Here is a 16808-nt window from a genome sequence, read left to right on the forward strand (position 1 = left end):
GTGACCATACCGGGCATTTAGCTCAACAGTCTTTTTCCTCAAAAAGCCCGCTGTTTCAACAACGGGCTTTTTGATTTTTGAAGAAGTGTATATCTGTATTAGAAGGTGATTTCTTTTCCTAAATAAAAGTCCATTACCTTTAATTTAAACATAAAATCGTATTTGGACCAGATCAAATCTGACTGAGCGTTGTTGAGTTGATTTTGCGAAATAATGTAATCGGTGACATTATCCATCCCTGATTTGTAGCGTTGCTCCGTTACCCTGAACTGCTCCTGCAAGGCTTCCAGTTGCCTTTTGTTGGAGGCATAAGTTTTGGCAGCTGCCCGGGCATTGTAATACGCTTGCTCAATATTTTTACGCAAAGTATTCCGCTCTATCTGTGAATTCAGTTTGGCCGTTTCGTATTGCACTTTGGAGCGGGCTACCGAATAGTTCACCTGGTTTTTCTGATAGATAGGAATGCTCAAGTTTAGCCCTACATACTGACGGAAAGCCTTATCGAGTTGGGTAAAGAAATCCGCATCCCTGTATACAGAAACTTCGTTGACTTCGCGGATAACCGGCCATACCGCACCACCTGTATAACTAGGGTCTACGAATCCTACTGGCATGGACATGGGCTCGGGGAGGGTTTCAAACCCATCCGGCACCTGTTTTAAAGCACTGGAATAAGAAGAGCTTAGCCCCCCTTGCAAGGATAAGGTAGGATAGTAATCGGCTTTGCTGATTTGCACACTCAACTCAGCACTTTGCACTTTTAAATCAGCACTTTTAATTTCCGGCTGGAGTGACAAAGCCGTATGATAGACCTCCTCAATATTTTGCACCATCAAAGATGCATCCGGCTCCGGAATTTCCGGAATGATCACCTCAAACTCCTGTTGTTCGGTCAGTTGCAAGCGCTGCTTCAAGTTCAGATAAGATAAAGAAAGTTTGTTTTCGGCGTTCACCATTTGTAATTCATTCGTAGCCAATTGCGAACGCAAATCGTACAAATCCGCTTCGGGAAGGGCTCCCGCTTGCACCAGTTTTTCGGTTCTTTCCAGTTGCGACTGTGTCGTTTCGACAGTTCGCTTAGCATTTTCCAAGTTTTCCCGGTCAATCAGGATTTGTAAATAGTCGGAAACCAAAAACAACTTCAAATCATTTTCTGACTTTTGGACATCGTATTGGCTAGCTTGCAAGTCTATATGACTTTGCTTGACAGAACTGTTAATTTTATTTCCGTTAAACAACACCATATTGGCACTAATCCCAAAGGAACTAGTCCGGGTGCCTTCCGTTACGGGCACGTTGGTAAAAGGGTCGATATTCCGTCCCCAACCCCAATTGTAAGAAGCAGAAGCTCCTACACTGGGCAATCGCTGATGCCTGGAATATTTGATCGCTTCCTGGCTTTGATTTACCGATAAGCGGCTCATTTTCACCTCTAAGTTATTATCCATTGCATATTGGATACAGCGTTCGATAGACCAATGTTTTTCATCTTGAGCCGTCAAGGGATTGGTAAAACAACTTATCATGAAGATAAGCCAGGTAAGTTGATGTCGTAACATATCCGAAGTTTATTGTATGGTATTGGAAACTATATCTGTCATTACAAAATCCTAAAACACTACTGATTACACTACTTTTCCGGCCACTGTCTGGTTTGCTCGATTAAGCGTACACAATTCAGCAAAAAACAGACTTCTTTCAATAAAGTAACAGATTCCTGTATATTTAAACTAAGGATATTTTATCAGAGGCAAATAATTGATGTAAGCAGTATCAGAGGGGCTATTCCTTCCGGGAAAAGGAACCGAAGGCAGGTATAAAAGATATGAGCAAAGGCTTGGTTTTCTGCTCATATCCGAAGCAAGATCACTACAAAGAATACTTATTTATTGGTCGATATCCGGAATATAATTCACATCTTTAATCCATGGGAGGCTTTTAAGGTACTCTAAGGTAATCGGCCGAACCCCGGAATCCATTTCAATAAACTGGCAAGCCAATTGATGTTTTCCTTTCCGGGATACAATCATATTGGCGATGTTGCATTCATCGTGTGCGATGATACTGGAAATAAATGAAATACTTCCTTTTTTATCTTCCGCCAAAATAATCATGGTATGCAAGTTGGCACTAAAATTCGAAGGGAAGCCATTTACTTCCGTAATGCTAATGACCCCTCCTCCCCGGCTAACTCCGGTAAGGTCTACCATTTGTCCTTCCCTCTCCAAATGAAGTTTTACGGTATTCGGATGCATGGTAGAAGCGTTTCCCACTGACTTAAAAGTAAATTCCAGGTGATTTTTCTCTGCGTGATCAAAGGAATTTTTGATACGGGTATCATCGGTTTTAAAGTTTAATAAACCGGCAATAACCGCCCGGTCGCTGCCATGTCCTTCATAAGTTCGGGCAAAGGAGTTGTAGAAGGTAATATCAGCTTTTTCAGGAGTTCCTCCTAAAATTTTATAGGCGACTCTGCCAATACGCACTACTCCTGCCGTGTGTGAGCTGGAAGGCCCGATCATCACCGGACCGATCATATCAAAGATGCTACTTTTTTCTGCCATGGTTTTGATATTATAGGTTGTTTATTGTTGAAGTGAATTAAACTTTTTCTTTTCCTGAAAAATGTTTCAAAAAGGCCTCCTCTGTCTTACTTTTTTCAACAATAGCTTTGGCTATGCTCTTCAAAAAGTGCCTTGATGAGCCGATTTGGATTCCATCTTCGGTCAAAAACTATACGTTTACACCACTTCGTGGTCTGAGACTTCGAAATAACTGAAAAAAACAGTAAACAGGAATCAACATCATTGATTATTTTCCAAAAAATCCTTAAATTTTAAAGAGTATTCACCAAATATTACAACAATGAAAAAGCATCCTTATAAAATAAAAGTGTATTATAATAACAATTCGGATTTGGGAAAAAAGACCATTGCCTATGCAAAGTCTATCTCAAATTACGTGACTGGCATTAATTATTGTAGTGATTCTTTTACTACAACCATTTGGAGAGACTTACTAAACCGGATGCAATTGACCCCGAAAGAACTTTTGGACAAAGCCAACCCCAAATATCAAGCGACCCTTCGCGGGCATGAGTTTGACGATGAAGGTTGGTTAAACATCATGATGAAAAATCCGGATTTAATCAAAGCCCCCATTGTTGTGTATGGTGATCAGGTAAAGCTTTGTTTAAAGCCTTCCGATATTCTCAAAATGTAAATGCTCAACCCCGGAATAACACAGACGAATCTCCATAACTCAAAAACCGATAATCCTTTTTCAAGGCTTCCTCATAAATCTTTTTCCAATCATCTCCCACAAAAGCGGCTATCAGCAAAATTAATGTAGACGCTGGCAAATGAAAATTAGTAATTAACACTTCACACACTCGAAATTGATACCCCGGGTATATAAAAATTCCCGTATGCCCAATCAGTTGAGTACACTGTTGATGATCCATGTATTCCAGTACGGCTTTCATAGCCTGGGCTGCAGAGGGCAATTCACCCCAATCGGGGTTGTAAGGATCGTTTTTGGCTATATCAAAACTGGCATTGCCATTATTTTTCAAGAGCTTTACACCAAACCAATAGGTGCTTTCCAAGGTTCTCAGGGAAGTTGTCCCCACTGCAACAACCCGTTTATTTTCTTCTACTAAAGGCAATAAATTTTCCCTACGCAGAACTACCTGCTCCACATGCATATCATGTTGTGCTACTTCTTCCGTTTTGATAGGCTGAAAAGTACCCGCCCCTACATGCAGGGTAAGCTCTTGTAGTTGTACTCCTTTTTGTTGCAGTTGTTCCAGTACCTTACCAGTAAAATGGAGACCGGCAGTAGGTGCTGCCACGGCTCCTTCCTTTTTACCGTATACGGTTTGGTAGGTGGTTAGATCCGCTTGTTCGGATTCGCGGTGAAGGTAAGGGGGCAAAGGTGTTTCACCCAGGTGATTGATAATATCCAAGAAGCTAATAGCCTCTTCTTCCCAGGTAAATTTTACAATTTTCTTGTTCCGGTCGACCAAAAAGGCAGAAAATTGAATTAGCCGATTGTTTATTTGTAGTGTTGTATGTAAGGATTCACCCTTCCATTTTTTCAGGTTTCCCACAACGCATTGCCACTCCGTAGATTTTTTGGCCTGCATGGCTTCTTCCATCACCTTAGAGGGATGCATAGGGTTTAACAAAAATATTTCGATCAGAGCACCCGTACTTTTTCTGAAATGCATCCTAGCCGGAATCACTTTTGTATTATTGAAATACAAAACATCCCCTTCTTCCAATATTTCCGGAAGGTGATGGAATACACGGTGTTCCATTTCACCTTGGCGATACAGTAACAGTTTAGACGCATCGCGATTAGCCATTGGGTATTTGGCTATTTTTTCTTCCGGAAGGTGATAAGTAAAATCTTTGAGTTTTAATTCTTGCATGTGTTCCGGTTTATAATTCTAACTTTGCGCAAAAATAAACCTGATCTACGAAAAACGAGTATTTGTTGAATCAAACCTAAAGCCTTACATGTATAAATTATTTATTAGACCTATACTCTTCCAGATTGATCCTGAAAAAGTACACCATTGGGTGTTTCGCAGTTTAAAATTCTTTTTTTCGATTCCCGGAGTTCGCTTTTTTGTAAAAAAGAAATACCAGGTAAAAGCCCCGGAACTGACAACAGAAATATGCGGCTTGAAATTTCCATCTCCGGTGGGGCTCGCTGCGGGCCTAGATAAAAATGCACAATTGATTAACATTTTACCGGCCTTTGGTTTCGGTTTTATCGAAATCGGAACGGTTACTCCCAAACCTCAAGAAGGGAACCCTAAACCCCGTTTATTCCGCTTGAAAAGTGACAGTGCTTTGATTAACAGAATGGGGTTTAATAATGATGGGGTTGATAAAATATTGAAACGGCTTAAAAAGCGTAGAAGTAATATTATTATTGGCGGGAATATAGGAAAGAACAAAGTTACTCCTAATGAAGAAGCCGTAAATGATTACCTCACTTGTTTTGAAGCACTGTACGATCATGTGGACTTCTTTACCGTGAATGTCAGCTCCCCGAATACCCCTAACCTCCGAGCATTACAAGATAAAGAACCGCTTTCACACTTACTATTCACCTTGCAAAAGGTAAATCATACGAAGGCAAACCCCAAACCTATCTTTTTAAAAATAGCTCCGGATTTAACTCATACACAACTGGATGAGATCATCGAGATTGTAGAAGAAACACAAATTGCCGGTGTAATTGCCACCAATACGACCATCAACCGCCATGCATTAAAAACCTCCAAGACAACCTTGGACAAAATAGGCAACGGTGGCTTAAGCGGCAAACCTCTAAACAGCAGATCCACAGAAGTCATCCGGTATATTCATAAGAAATCCGAGGGCAAGGTTAAAATCATCGGAGTCGGAGGAATCCACTCTGCCGAAGACGCCATTGAAAAGTTATTGGCAGGTGCTTCCTTGGTGCAAATCTACACCGGTTTTATTTACGAAGGCCCTGATTTGGTAAAGGAAATCAATAAAGCAGTCTTAAGATCTCAAAAAAAGTTTATATAATTAATTTCTTCCTTTGCTGTTCAGAGATATACAAGAAAGCCCCCGATTATTCAATCGGGGGCTTTCTTGTATATTATTATAGTGCGTTTAAGCGAGACGTTTAGTAATTCGTATACAAAGTAACGTCTGCGAAGATATGACCACTCTCGTTTTGAGCGTCATCCTTAAATTTCACAAACAATCGTTTCAAGCCCTCCCCCTCTGATAAGTTCCACTCTTTAGTGAGTGCATAAGGTTCCCAGATTGCTCCTTCAAATTTAGGATTATTGGATATCATCATATAATTCGCATTCCTCGCTTTGATGGTCAATGTCACTCGCGGATCATCCGTACTCGTCTTACCATCGTTAATTTTCATATACTGAGGAATAGGAGGCTCCGTATCCAGGCGGATCTTAGAAGTAGCCACAGAGGATTCATTACCGGCTATATCCCTAAATTTTACATATACGGCTTTTTCACCATCTCTTCCGGTTAATGTCCACGCCAGTGATTCGCGATAAGGCTCCCACTTAGCAGGAGGTCTGAAAAAGTGACTGTTACTTACCATCATTTCAACAGCTCCCTCTGCTTTCACTTCCAATTTTACCCGGTTAGATTTGTTATTAGTGAAACTTGCTCCATTGTCAATTACGATGTCTTCACCTACCGGCTCTTGCCTGTCCAATATGATATTTGCTACGATGGGAGTAGTTTCATTCTCTGCTTCATCTCTAAATTTCACATATACTTTCTTATCGCCATCTTCATCATCCAACATCCAGTTTTGATAGAAATAATCATACTTGATCCAATCTGCGCCATCAAAAGTGCTATTGTTAGAAATCATCATTTCTTTTGCTTCCTGGGCATAGAGTTTCAAATTTACATACCCATTCACATTGGTACAGTACTTTGCTCCACCATTAACTGTAATCCGCCCTTCTTTTGGTGCTTGTCTATCCACACCAATCCTTGCAATTGCAATACGTGATTCGTTCCCTATTTTATCTCTAAATTTAGCATACACTGTTTTCAAGCCATCCGGTCCATAGAGCACCCAATCTTTTGTTTCATTGAAGGGTTCCCATTTTGCATCTTTAAAATCCATCCGGTTACTGATCATCATTTCTGTCACGGATTCCGCATACAAACTCAACAAAACCTTTTTATTTGCATTATTGGTAATGCCTTCCCCTTCGTTAATTTTAATGGAACCTTCTTTTGGAGGACTTCGATCCAATTTGATATCATCAAACACAGGTTCACTGATATTTCCCGCTTCATCTTTAAAACGTACAAACACCTTTTTATCTCCATCATCCCCTCCTAAAGTCCAGTTAAAGTTCAGGTTCGAATAGCCTCTCCAACGAGAATGGCTAAAATCTTCCGAATTACTGATCTGCATTAATTTAGCATCTTCAGCTCTTACTTTAACCAATACAACTTTATCAGGGTGGTTGGTCATTTCCTCACCCTTATTTACTACTATAGATGTTGCAAACGGAGGTTTTCTATCCAAAATCACATTATCAATAACAGGCTCTGATTCGTTTCCGGCTGCATCGTTATATTTCACCAAAACACTTTTAAGTCCGTCCTCATCACTTAATACCCATGGTTTTGTCGTTTGATAAGGCTCCCACTCCGCATCGGCAAAAGTCGCATCATTGCTGACCTTCATCAAAGTTGCCCCTCTACAAAATAACTGAAGCATCACTTTCCTTTCTTGGTCAGTACAGAACTCCGCATTGTTGTTGATAGAAATTTTCCCGCCTACAGGAGCTTGTGTATCAATAATAATTTTATCAAAGGCTACTTCAGATATATTCCCAGCTTTATCTCTAAACTTAATAAATACACTTCTATCTCCATCGTTATTACCTCCTAATTCCCAGTTTTTCTTAACAGGTTGGTACACCTCCCACTGAGCCCCATAAAAAGTACTAATATTACTGATCATCATATAATCAGCGTCCTCAGCTTTAATTACCAAATCGACAATTTTAGCATCATTGCTCAATAAAGTAGCTCCCATAATACTATCATAAACCGCATCCGGTGAACTAATACGGATAAAGGGTCTTTTAGGAGGAGTTCTATCCAATACGATTTTATCATTAAAAACCTTTGATTCGTTAGAAGCATGATCCCGGTACTTGATATACACGGTTTTAGTACCATCCTGTGGATCAAGTAGCCAGTTGGGCACTACGGGTGAATAAGGTCGCCAATCATTTTTAAACTCTTCGGTATTACTTATGACCATATGTGTAGCACCTTTGGCAATCATTTTCAACTGCACATCTTGTTGATTCGTATACCGGCTACCATTATTAATTACGATCATCCCTAAAGAAGGGGGTTTGGTGTCCAAAATCACCCGGCCGGAAACTACTACGGATTCATTTCCGACTGCGTCCCGGAATTTCGCATAAATAACTTTTTCACCATCACCACCTATCAATTCCCATTCAATTTCTTCTTTATAAGGCACCCAACCTTCTCCGCCTCTAATGATCATTTCATGTGCCCCCTCAGCCAAAAGGCGAATTCTCACTTTCTTGCTATTGATGATTCGCTGTCCGTCTGCCACAATCATTTTGCAGCGAGTCGGAGGAATCATGTCCAAAACAATTCTTGAAGAGATCGTCTCTGTCGTATTTCCGGCAAGATCCTTATATTGAACAAACACTTCTTTTGTTCCGTCAGCCCCGGTTAATCTCCAACCGGTAACTTTCTCGCGGAAGGGCACCCACTTTGCTCCCAAAAAGTCTCCACGGTTTGAAATGCGCATTGCATGCGCTTCTTGGGCATGCAATTCCAAAACCACCGTACGGGATTTGTTATTTGTATATTGTATTCCACCGTTAATCAAAATAGAAGGTTCAAGAGGGGGTGTTCTGTCAAGTTCGATTTCCGCAGATACTACTTCAGATACATTTCCACCACCATCCCGGAATTTGGCGTATACGACTTTTCTACCATCTTCACCTGCCAACCTCCAGTTTTGCCTCCGGGTGCTATAAGGCTCCCAACGTCTTCCCACAAAACTTCCATCATTACTAATCATCATATGAGTAGCACCGTTCGCAGAAATATTCAGGTTTACAACTTTTTCAGGGTTATTGGTAATGGTGGCACCGTCATTCACAGAAATGGCTCCGGTGATGCCTGTTTGTGCTGAAAGGTTGGTAGCTGAAAAAATGATAAATAAAAAAAGTAACCTAATCTTCATAGTCACTGGAAGTTTTACACTTTACTCTCCGACCTTGATTGCGGTAATTGCTCGGGGTCTGAGTTTGCTCTTATTTCTTAAATAGATTAATGAACGTTAGTTTTCTTTATTGTTGCTTTAAACCTATAGTGATATTTAATCTTCATATACTCTTATTCATCACTAAGGGTCACTAGGCAATTATTCCTTTCGTCGGAATAGTGTTTATCATTGGATTAACGCAAAAACTACCCATATCCATATGTTGACGGATAAGGTTAGGCGAAATTATGATCTACTTAGGCCAAAATATGGTTTTAAACGACAAGTACTTAAGAAGTTACTTCCATAAGTTTTTTTTAGCTTTTGCAAAGCGGCATTTTCAAAAACTCACCAGCACAAACAATAAAAAACAATTCAATAATCTGTATTTTTCACTATTTACAATTTTTATAGATGAATTTTAATTCTACATATTGATTTTTTGCAAAAAATTGTATTTTTGAGGTTAAATTTTAACCTGTATTAAAAAGAATCGTATGACTAAAGTAAAACTAGAGTACATTTGGCTGGACGGCTGTAAGCCAGAACCTCACTTAAGAAGTAAAACAAAAATTCTGGACGCAACAGAATTTGCCGGAGAATTAGAGAAAGCCCCTATGTGGTCTTTTGACGGAAGCTCCACACAACAAGCCGAAGGACATACTTCCGATTGCCTACTCAAACCCGTAAGTATATACCCCGATTCAGGAAGGAAAAATGCTTGGTTAGTTATGTGCGAGGTCCTCAACCCGGATGGAACACCTCACATCACTAATACCAGAGCATTAATCAATGACCCGGACAATTATTGGTTCGGATACGAACAAGAATACACCTTAGTAAAAGAAGGAAGACCGTTAGGATTTCCTCAAAATGGCTATCCCGCCCCACAAGGCATGTATTATTGCTCGGTAGGCGATGATTACATCGAAGGCAGACATATCGTAGAAGAACACCTGGACCTGTGCCTGGATGCCGGACTAAACATCACCGGCATTAATGCTGAGGTAATGTTAGGACAATGGGAATTTCAATGCTTTGGCAAAGGTGCTAAACAAGCCGCTGACGACACATGGATCGCCCGGTACCTATTATATAGGATTGCAGAAAAATACGATGTTCATGTAGAGTTTGCTCCAAAACCCGTAAAAGGAGATTGGAACGGCTCTGGCATGCATGCCAACTTTTCAAACAAGAAAATGCGGGAAGACGGAAGCGAAAATTACTTCCTGGCCATTTGCGAAGCCTTAAAGAAAAAACACAATGAACATATTGAGGTTTACGGCTCAAACAACCATGAACGCTTAACCGGCCTTCACGAAACACAACATATCAGTACCTTTAGCTATGGAGTAAGTGATCGGGGAGCGTCTATACGAATTCCGATTCCAACGGTAGAAAGCGGATACAAATCTGGCTATTTAGAAGACAGAAGACCTGCTTCAAATGCCGACCCTTACAAAGTAGCGGCCAAACTGACCTCTACTATTATCGAAGCCGGACTGTAATTTTTTTTTACACACTCATTCAAGCTGTTCTCAATCAAAGAACAGCTTTTTCTTTTTATTCTAACCAAAATTCAACTTGAAATTTCCAATATTTATTTTTTTCTAACTTTTTTAGTATTAATTTCACCCTGAATTAAGAAAAAGTGTATCCTTTATTAAAAACTAACTCAATACATGGCAAAGCTTAGATTCAACGCACTTGAATTAGTGCAAGAAAGACAAAAAATTGAAGTAACTGCTCCCTCCGACAAAGTGTCTGATTACTTTGGTGAAAATGCATTTGGCTTGGATCAAATGCGCGCATCACTTTCTCAGGACGTTTTTAACAACCTAAAACATTGCATTGACAAAGGCAAAAAAATAGATGAGCCCACCGCTGATGCCATTGCTGCTGCTGTAAAAACCTGGGCCATTGCCAAAGGAGCCACCCACTATACTCACTGGTTCCAACCGCTTACCGGTGGAACAGCTGAAAAACACGATTCTTTCTACGACATGCATGCCCGTTTGGAAAAATTCAAAGGCGGTGCATTAGTCCAACAAGAGCCTGACGCCTCCTCATTCCCTCACGGAGGCATCCGTAGCACCTTTGAGGCAAGAGGGTATACCGCCTGGGACCCTAGTTCTCCAATGTTCCTAATCGGCAGTACCCTTTGTATTCCTACGATCTTTGTCTCTTATACAGGCGAAGCACTGGATTACAAGGCACCTTTATTGAAAGCCGTACAAGCCATCGACAGGGCCGCCACCAAGGTATGTAAATTATTCGATCGCAACATCACAAAGGTAACCCCTTCTTTAGGATGCGAACAGGAATACTTTGTGATTGACCATGCGTTGTACTCAACCCGTCCGGATTTAGTTATGTGCGGTCGCAGTGTCTTTGGCCACCAGCCTCCTAGAGGCCAACAGCTTGATGATCACTACTTTGGATCAATCCCTCCAAGGATATTTGACTTCATGCGGGACTTCGAAATCGAATGTCACCGATTAGGCATCCCGGTAAGCACTCGTCACAATGAGGTAGCCCCTTCACAATTTGAAGTTGCTCCTGTATTTGAAGAAATCAACGTTGCCACAGACCACAACCAATTATTGATGGATGTGATGAACAAAGTGGCTGAAAAACATAATCTAAAGGTCCTTTTTCACGAAAAACCATTCGCTGGACTTAATGGCAGCGGAAAACACTGCAACTGGTCTTTGGTGACCAATACGGGAATCAACCTGTTACAACCAAGCAGCAGCGCAAGAGAAAACCTGATCTTCTTAACTTTCTTCGTAAACACCCTAAAAGCAGTTTACGATCATGCCGATTTATTAAGAGCCAGCATCGCTTCAGCCGGTAATGATTACCGCTTAGGAGCCAATGAAGCACCTCCTGCTATTATTTCCGCATTCATCGGTACACAACTTAGTGCCGTATTGAATGAATTGGAGCATAGTGGAAACGTATCCGTGGAAAAAGGTGACAATATGTATATGAAGTTAGGAATCGACAAAATTCCTGAAATCATCCTTGACAACACTGACCGTAACCGCACATCTCCATTTGCCTTCACCGGCAACAAATTCGAATTCAGAGCAGTAGGTTCCGATGCCAACGTTGCCGGTCCAATGACCGTATTGAACATCGCAGTAGCCGATCAATTGAACCAATTCAACAAAGAAGTTGAAAAAGAACTCGATAAAGGCACTGAAAGAAGAATGGCCATTGTTAACATTCTCAGAAAATACATCAAAGAATCGAAAAGCATTTTGTTTGATGGAGATGGCTACTCGGATGATTGGGTAAAAGAAGCGGAGAAAAGAGGTCTTTCTAATGTAAAAGACACCCCGCGAGCACTGGATTTTACCATTTCCGAAAAGACTATCAAACTTTACGAAAAGAGCAATGTATGCACAGAACGTGAATTGAGAGCCCGGCATGAAACCCTTCTTGAAAACTACATCATGAAGGTTCAGATCGAATCCAGAATCATGGGTGACTTGGCATTAAATCATGTCATTCCGATCGCTATTGCCTATCAGAATAAATTGATCGAAAATGCGAACGGCTTAAAAGGCTTGGGTATCGACAATTCTGCAGTGGTTAAAACCATCAACGATATCTCTCAACATATCGAATCTATCAAAAACAATGTTCGCCAAATGATCGAAGAGAGAAAACGCGTGAACAAAATTGAGGATATTCGCGACAAAGCCATCGCTTACTGTGACGATGTAAAAGAAACGTATTTTGACAAAATACGCTACTCTGTAGACAAACTGGAGCTGTTTGTAGACAGTGAAGCATGGCCATTGCCAAAATACAGAGAAATGTTATTCTTAAGATAATTCAGTTCTCAACCACAATACTACCAACGGAGGCCTCGATTCGAAGCCTCCGTTTTTTTATAACACTCCCAACCACACCGTTATCACCTCAATGCCATGACCCTAAAAAGCCAACCGGATAATAAAAAACACAAAGGCGAACCGGCATTACATCCACTCGCCTTTCTCAGAGCGCTTAGTATTTCAACACTTAAATATGATTATCTGCCCGCTCCCGGATTTCTATCTCCAACTTTGTATACCAATCTTTCCCATACTTTCTGATCAAGGCATCTTTCACAAATTTATACACAGGCACTTTCAAGGACTTTCCCAAATCACAAGCAGCACTACAAATCGACCAACGATCATAGTTTAAAGCCTCATACTGATCGTATTGTGTAACCCTGACCGGATACAAATGACATGATACCGGCTTGTGAAAAGAAATTTTCCCATCGTTATACGCTTCTTCAATCCCACATTTCAAAACACCTTTTTCATCGTAAATCGCATAAGCACACTCCTTTCCTTCAATCGTAGGCGTAGAGTAATCCCCTTCATAGTCCTTAATATACGCCCCTTGTTTTTCAAGTTCTTGCCTCCCTTTTTCAGTCAAATACGGCTTTACCTGTTCTTGAATCTCTTCCATGACAGGCAATTCCTCCTCCGTTAGCGGAGCTCCTAAATCCCCCTCAACACAACATGCACCCTTACATTTGCTTAAATCGCATACAAACTGCTCCTCAGCAATGTCATCACTCAAAATGGTGTTTCCTAAAACAATCATTATCAACCTTAAATATATTAATAAAACAAACCGCAATCAGGAGTATACCCGCTTTTAAAACAAGCCATTACTTTTGACTTTTATTCCCCACTAAAAAAAACAACAAAGAAAAGTCAGCCCCTCCTTCCCCACTCGTATTCATAACAATAATTTTTTACCCTTCGCCCTGATGTCCATCATTTTTTTTTATAAGTTTATAAAGTAGATTTGGTTAAATGATTTACAAAAATACTATCTGAATATGGAAATCAAGAAAATTCTCGTACCTACCGACTTTTCCGAGGAATCGATGAACGCATTAGATGTAGCGGCCGGCATTGCCAAAAAGACGAATGCTGAAATATCATTATTACACGTCATTGATGTACCCGTAGTCGGACACTCGGATTATGTAGACATTTTTGGTCAGGGAGAAACCAGTGATGACCCTGAGCTCTACAAGCCTTACATGCACAAACTCATAGAAGTAACCCGTGATAAACTGGAAGGGGTTAAAAAGAAATACCAAGGGGTGAATATCACCGAACATGTGGAGTTTGATCGCCTTCAACGGCATATCGCAGAGTTTGTCATAAAGGATGAAACCGACCTGATCGTTATGGGCTCTAAAGGCGTAAGTGGTATTGAGGAAATTCTGGTAGGCTCCAATACAGAACGAGTCATCCGTTTGGCCAAAGCCCCCGTATTGACTGTCAAACAAAAAATAAAACCCTTTGAATTAAAAAATATCGTATTCGCCTCTTTATTTGAAAAAGTCCATACCAAAACCATTGAACTCATCCGCTATATCCAAACAACTTTTGGGGCTACTTTGCATTTTGTCAAAGTCATCACACCCAACAACTTTGAAACCACCAGTGATACCCACCAACTCATTCAAAAATTTGCACAAACGCACAAATTTGACAACTATACTGTCAACTCTTATAATTTTTATTCCGAAGAGGAAGGAATTCGCTCGTTTTCCAATGATTTAAATGCCGATTTAATCATGATGACCACTCACGGACGAACAGGCATAGGCCACTTATTATTAGGAAGCATTGCAGAAGAGGTCGCCAACCATGCTACTCGCCCGATCATCACGTTTAATCAGCATTTCAAATAAATCCACAGTTCTTGCCGGAGGTATTTTTCACACACATCAAACCTATAAAAAACCTGGCAACGGCCAATACCAGGTTTTTTATTCACACACAAACTACTTTATTAATACCCTCCATCAACCGTCATAAAAACTACACTGATCAAAATCATCCTGTCTACCAGATACAAGTTATTGCACAAACACCCGAAAACCAGCAATTTTACCTTATCAAAAGGATCAGGCTTCCAACAGAGCAACAGACTCCTAATTCAAATTATCTAAATGATTTTCATTGCCAACATTAACAGTTTCTAAATTATGAAAAACATACTAATCCCCATAGACCTGTCCAACACTTCTGTTAGTGCGATTGACTTCGGTTATACTTTACTAAAAAAAGCAAAAAGTCAATTAACCTTTCTACATACCTATCAATTATTCAACCCCTTGATTGACGGCACTTACAGCGTTTCTCCTTCCGTTGCCGATCGAGAGAATGAATTAATCAAAGACATGCGGGATTTTGTGGAAAAAATTATTCCGCCTCAAGATTTAAGTACTTGCACCTTTATCACCGACATTGGCATTCCTGAGGATAGCATCCTATATCAAATCAAACAAACCGCTCCTGATTTGGTCATTATGGGAACCGAAGGCGCTTCCGGGTTAAAAAAATTAGTAGGCAGCAATACTGCCAATGTCATGCTGCACTCTAAAGTACCGATCCTTAGCATCCCCAACCCCAATCCACTACCCAATTCGCAACTCAAAATTGCATTGGCATCCGACTATCATCAACTGGAAAACTACAAGGTACTTGACAGCATTAAAGCCCTGGGAGAAATATTTAATACCGAAATTCATATTTTGAATATAGAGAATGAAAAGAACAAAAGCCTGGAAGCTAAAGAAATTAAAGCCGCTATAGAACAAGAGTTCCACCCCTTGTCAATTTCATTCCATACGATCATCAACCCCGAAGTACTTACCGGACTAATGATATACTGCCAAAGTCATAAAATCGATATTCTGGGCATTGTTCATAGAAAGCACAGCTTCTTAGAAAAGCTATTTAATAGCAGCATTGCCAAAACGGCCATTCAGGAAAGCAAACAATGCATTCTGACCTTACATGAGTCCTCTTAAAACAACACTTTCACTCTCAAGGCAAATCAAAAAGCACCGGAAGAGGAAATTCCTCCGGTGCTTTGACATATACCCTCGATACCCATTTTACTCTTCCTCTGACTGCTCTTCGTACCCCTCCTTACCAATTTCATTCTCTTCTTCCGCAAAGTCTTTTGGCACCGGCAATTCCTTCAAATCATTGATTCCGAAATACTCTAAAAAGCTGGCCGAAGTACCATATAACAAAGGGCGTCCGATAGCTTCCGACTTTCCTTTGATTTCCACCAATTCCTTTTCCAAAAGTTTCTTTACCGCATAATCACAATTCACCCCCCGGATTTGCTCTAATTCGGTTTTCGTAATGGGCTGCCGGTACGCAATAATCGCCAAGGTTTCCAAAGCCGATTTCGACAAGCGCTTTTTAGAATTTTGCTTAAGTAAGATGCCTATACTGGCCTGGTAAGCAGGTTTGGTCATAAACTGGTACCCGGAACCGGCATTGACAATTTCAAAAGCAAAATTTTCTTGTTCATAATTAACTTTCAAGCTTGAAACAGCCTTTTCTATATCCCCTACAAGGACTTCCGCTTCAAACATTTCAGAAAGGCATGCCTGTATTTCTGAAATTCTAATAGGGGTGGGACTACAAAAGATCAAGGCTTCTACATGCCGTTGCAAAAAATCAATTCCCATACAAACTAATCATTTATCATTTCAGGCAAAGATATTTCATACAACAAAAAACCGGCAAGAAAGCTTGCCGGCTCAAAATTTACTAAATTCATCTAAATTACATTCGACTTTTTTTCGCCTCAATGGAATGCTGTGTATGAGGCACTGCTCTGAGGCGTTCTTTAGAGATCAAATTCCCCGTATCAATACAAATACCGTACGTTCCGTTTTTGATCCTAATCAAAGCATTTTCAAGCTGAGTAATATACTTTCGGGTCCGGGCTGCAAGCTGGTTTAATTGCTCCCGTTCTAAAGCATCTGCGCCATCCTCAAGGGTTTTCAAACCGTTATGATTGCTATCATATCCGCTTTGACTGCGTAATATAGATTCTTTGAGATGCTCTAAGTCAGCTTTTGCCTTATTAAGCTTTTCGTTAATTAGCTTCTCAAATTCGAGAAGTTCTTCCGGTGAATACCGTAACTGTCCAGTAGCCATATG

The 16808-nt window shown here is 40.5% G+C and carries 13 protein-coding genes; 6 read left to right on the plus strand and 7 right to left on the minus strand.

What is annotated here, in order from left to right; translation table 11 throughout:
- Positions 1-98: 98 nt before the first annotated feature.
- Positions 99-1526: a TolC family protein gene (locus AAG747_RS25650; protein WP_346824110.1), complete on the minus strand. Its 1428-nt coding sequence runs from the start codon at positions 1524-1526 to the stop codon at positions 99-101.
- 360 nt (positions 1527-1886) lie between these two features.
- Positions 1887-2564 (minus strand): L-serine ammonia-lyase, iron-sulfur-dependent subunit beta, encoded by a 678-nt coding sequence (gene sdaAB, locus AAG747_RS25655; protein WP_346824111.1) that lies wholly within the window; start codon positions 2562-2564, stop codon positions 1887-1889.
- A gap of 301 nt (positions 2565-2865) precedes the next feature.
- Between sdaAB and AAG747_RS25660 the strand changes: the two genes are divergently transcribed.
- Positions 2866-3222: an arsenate reductase family protein gene (locus AAG747_RS25660; RefSeq protein ID WP_346824112.1), complete on the plus strand. Its 357-nt coding sequence runs from the start codon at positions 2866-2868 to the stop codon at positions 3220-3222.
- Positions 3223-3226: 4 nt separating this feature from the next.
- Here the strand turns inward: AAG747_RS25660 and AAG747_RS25665 are convergent, their stop codons facing one another.
- On the minus strand, positions 3227-4435 hold the full coding sequence (locus AAG747_RS25665) for an S-adenosylmethionine:tRNA ribosyltransferase-isomerase (RefSeq protein WP_346824113.1): 1209 nt from the start codon (positions 4433-4435) through the stop codon (positions 3227-3229).
- 88 nt (positions 4436-4523) lie between these two features.
- Here AAG747_RS25665 and AAG747_RS25670 point away from each other — a divergent pair, with 88 nt between their 5' ends.
- Positions 4524-5570, plus strand: coding sequence for a quinone-dependent dihydroorotate dehydrogenase (locus AAG747_RS25670; RefSeq protein WP_346824114.1), 1047 nt, complete (start codon positions 4524-4526; stop codon positions 5568-5570).
- A gap of 100 nt (positions 5571-5670) precedes the next feature.
- Here the strand turns inward: AAG747_RS25670 and AAG747_RS25675 are convergent, their stop codons facing one another.
- Entirely contained in the window at positions 5671-8787 is a 3117-nt protein-coding gene (locus AAG747_RS25675; RefSeq protein ID WP_346824115.1) for a hypothetical protein, read from the minus strand.
- 518 nt (positions 8788-9305) lie between these two features.
- On the opposite strand from AAG747_RS25675, the gene AAG747_RS25680 reads away from it, so the two are divergent.
- Positions 9306-10316, plus strand: coding sequence for a glutamine synthetase beta-grasp domain-containing protein (locus AAG747_RS25680; RefSeq protein ID WP_346824116.1), 1011 nt, complete (start codon positions 9306-9308; stop codon positions 10314-10316).
- A 174-nt stretch (positions 10317-10490) separates the two neighbouring features.
- Positions 10491-12653 (plus strand): glutamine synthetase III family protein, encoded by a 2163-nt coding sequence (locus AAG747_RS25685; RefSeq protein ID WP_346824117.1) that lies wholly within the window; start codon positions 10491-10493, stop codon positions 12651-12653.
- 190 nt (positions 12654-12843) lie between these two features.
- Here AAG747_RS25685 and AAG747_RS25690 read toward each other — a convergent pair whose 3' ends face one another.
- Positions 12844-13422, minus strand: a complete 579-nt coding sequence (locus tag AAG747_RS25690; RefSeq protein ID WP_346824118.1) for a DUF3109 family protein — start codon at positions 13420-13422, stop codon at positions 12844-12846.
- A gap of 241 nt (positions 13423-13663) precedes the next feature.
- On the opposite strand from AAG747_RS25690, the gene AAG747_RS25695 reads away from it, so the two are divergent.
- Both AAG747_RS25695 and AAG747_RS25700 read left to right on the plus strand, forming a co-directional pair.
- Complete coding sequence (locus AAG747_RS25695) at positions 13664-14530, plus strand: universal stress protein (RefSeq protein ID WP_346824119.1); 867 nt, start codon at positions 13664-13666, stop codon at positions 14528-14530.
- Positions 14531-14827: 297 nt separating this feature from the next.
- Positions 14828-15655: a universal stress protein gene (locus AAG747_RS25700; RefSeq protein ID WP_346824120.1), complete on the plus strand. Its 828-nt coding sequence runs from the start codon at positions 14828-14830 to the stop codon at positions 15653-15655.
- Positions 15656-15742: 87 nt separating this feature from the next.
- On the opposite strand, the gene scpB is transcribed toward AAG747_RS25700, so the two are convergent.
- Together scpB and AAG747_RS25710 are read right to left on the minus strand one after the other, a co-directional pair.
- Positions 15743-16324, minus strand: coding sequence for an SMC-Scp complex subunit ScpB (scpB, locus tag AAG747_RS25705; protein ID WP_346824143.1), 582 nt, complete (start codon positions 16322-16324; stop codon positions 15743-15745).
- A 103-nt stretch (positions 16325-16427) separates the two neighbouring features.
- Positions 16428-16805: a TraR/DksA family transcriptional regulator gene (locus tag AAG747_RS25710; protein ID WP_346824121.1), complete on the minus strand. Its 378-nt coding sequence runs from the start codon at positions 16803-16805 to the stop codon at positions 16428-16430.
- Positions 16806-16808 lie beyond the last annotated feature (3 nt).

The sequence above is a fragment of the Rapidithrix thailandica genome, assembly GCF_039710355.1.
Taxonomy (GTDB): Bacteria; Bacteroidota; Bacteroidia; order Cytophagales; family Flammeovirgaceae; genus Rapidithrix; species Rapidithrix thailandica.

Bases quoted from the DNA above. Each gene is read 5' to 3' on its own strand.
- AAG747_RS25665 (WP_346824113.1), bottom strand. From the start codon at position 4,435: ATGCAAGAATTAAAACTCAAAGATTTTACTTATCACCTTCCGGAAGAA.
- AAG747_RS25695 (WP_346824119.1), top strand. From the start codon at position 13,664: ATGGAAATCAAGAAAATTCTCGTACCTACCGACTTTTCCGAGGAATCG.
- AAG747_RS25675 (WP_346824115.1), bottom strand. From the start codon at position 8,787: ATGAAGATTAGGTTACTTTTTTTATTTATCATTTTTTCAGCTACCAAC.
- AAG747_RS25710 (WP_346824121.1), bottom strand. From the start codon at position 16,805: ATGGCTACTGGACAGTTACGGTATTCACCGGAAGAACTTCTCGAATTT.
- AAG747_RS25670 (WP_346824114.1), top strand. From the start codon at position 4,524: ATGTATAAATTATTTATTAGACCTATACTCTTCCAGATTGATCCTGAA.
- AAG747_RS25680 (WP_346824116.1), top strand. From the start codon at position 9,306: ATGACTAAAGTAAAACTAGAGTACATTTGGCTGGACGGCTGTAAGCCA.
- AAG747_RS25650 (WP_346824110.1), bottom strand. From the start codon at position 1,526: ATGATAAGTTGTTTTACCAATCCCTTGACGGCTCAAGATGAAAAACAT.
- AAG747_RS25685 (WP_346824117.1), top strand. From the start codon at position 10,491: ATGGCAAAGCTTAGATTCAACGCACTTGAATTAGTGCAAGAAAGACAA.
- sdaAB (WP_346824111.1), bottom strand. From the start codon at position 2,564: ATGGCAGAAAAAAGTAGCATCTTTGATATGATCGGTCCGGTGATGATC.
- AAG747_RS25660 (WP_346824112.1), top strand. From the start codon at position 2,866: ATGAAAAAGCATCCTTATAAAATAAAAGTGTATTATAATAACAATTCG.
- AAG747_RS25690 (WP_346824118.1), bottom strand. From the start codon at position 13,422: ATGATTGTTTTAGGAAACACCATTTTGAGTGATGACATTGCTGAGGAG.
- AAG747_RS25700 (WP_346824120.1), top strand. From the start codon at position 14,828: ATGAAAAACATACTAATCCCCATAGACCTGTCCAACACTTCTGTTAGT.